A 1524-nucleotide genomic window follows, 5' to 3' on the forward strand; every position below is an offset into this window, starting at 1 on the left:
CACAGTTTACTGAGAAGGGAGCTGTTATTCTCGGAGTAAGCAAGGACTCTGTAGCGTCTCACAAGAGATTTGAAGAAAAATACGGACTGGCATTTACGCTATTAGCAGATCCGGAGCGTAAAGTTATTGAAGCATATGATGTCTGGAAAGAAAAGAAAAATTATGGAAAAGTATCTATGGGTGTAGTAAGAACTACATATCTTATTGATGAGCAGGGAATCATTATAAAGGCAAATGATAAAGTCAAGGCGGCAGATGATCCTGAAAATATGCTTAAGGAATTGGTATAATGAAGATTATTTTATCACCTGCAAAAAAGATGATTGTAGATACCGATAACTTAGCACCGGTTGAACTGCCTGTCTATATTGATAAGACAGCAGAAGTATTAAACTGGATGAAAAGCAAATCAAAAGAAGAACTGAAAGCTATCTGGAAATGTAATGACAAGATTGCAGAGCAGAACTTTAACAGATTGGAAAATATGGATCTTTATAACAGGCTTACTCCGGCTGTTTTAGCATATGAAGGGATTGCATTTCAATATATGGCACCATCTGTGTTTGAAATCCAGCAGTTTGAGTATTTGCAAAATCATTTAAGAATCTTGTCTGCGTTTTATGGCATTTTAAAACCAATGGATGGTGTGACTCCTTATCGTCTTGAAATGCAGGCAAAGGTTGGAATTGGAGATGCAAAAAATCTGTATGAGTACTGGGGAGCATTGTTATACCGCTCAGTAATCGATGACAGTAGGATTATCATTAATCTTGCATCAAAAGAATACTCAAAAGGTATAGAAAAGTATCTGACACCACAGGACAGATATATTACGATTGTATTTTGTGAGTTATCCGGAGATAAATTGGTAACAAAAGGCACCTATGCCAAGATGGCTCGTGGTGAAATGGTCAGATTCATAGCGGAAAATAATATTGAAAATCCGGTGGAGATTCAGAAATTTGACAGACTCGGATATTCGTTTAGATCTGATTTATCTTCAGATTCAGAATATGTATTTGAACGCAAAATAAAATAGTTATTCAGGTAAAAGATGCTCAGTTTGGCAGCTTTTATAATAATGAGAATTATTACTATTTTTATTGACAACAAGATAATAGTGGTATATAATCCTTATTAAGAACTAATCCTAATAAGGAGGACTAATGACAAGTAGGAGAAATACAATTCAAAAAGATCTTGTAAGAAATACCGTATACGAAATGAGAAGACACGTTACGGCAAATGAAGTGTATGAATTTATAAAAGAAGCATATCCAGCAATTGGAAAAGGAACTGTATATAGAAATCTTGATATATTGGTAGAGGAAGGTGCATTAAGAAAGGTTGAAGTTCCGGATGGACCGAACCGATTTGATTTTACATTGAAAAATCATTACCATGTAAGATGTATAAAGTGCGGTGAAGTTTTTGATGTGGATATGGATCCAATACCGGATTTGCTGGAAAGAATTCATAACACTCATGGAATTGAATTTGTGGATTATGATATTTCATTTAAAG

At 34.7% G+C, this 1524-nt stretch carries 3 protein-coding genes; all 3 read left to right on the plus strand.

Translation table 11 applies throughout. From position 1 onward, the window contains the following. A partial coding sequence (locus LI149_RS14990; RefSeq protein WP_227143607.1) for a peroxiredoxin occupies positions 1 to 290 on the plus strand: 290 nt, incomplete at its 5' end. Beyond that, positions 290 to 1039 carry a peroxide stress protein YaaA gene (gene yaaA / locus LI149_RS14995; protein WP_227143608.1) on the plus strand — a complete coding sequence of 250 codons (750 nt, stop codon included), beginning with the start codon at positions 290 to 292 and terminating at the stop codon, positions 1037 to 1039. The genes LI149_RS14990 and yaaA, both read left to right, overlap by 1 nt. A gap of 127 nt (positions 1040 to 1166) precedes the next feature. Next, on the plus strand, positions 1167 to 1524 hold a 358-nt coding region (locus LI149_RS15000; protein WP_227143609.1), incomplete at its 3' end, for a transcriptional repressor.

This window comes from Dorea sp. 210702-DFI.3.17 (assembly GCF_020560825.1).
Classification (GTDB): Bacteria; Bacillota; Clostridia; order Lachnospirales; family Lachnospiraceae; genus Dorea; species Dorea formicigenerans.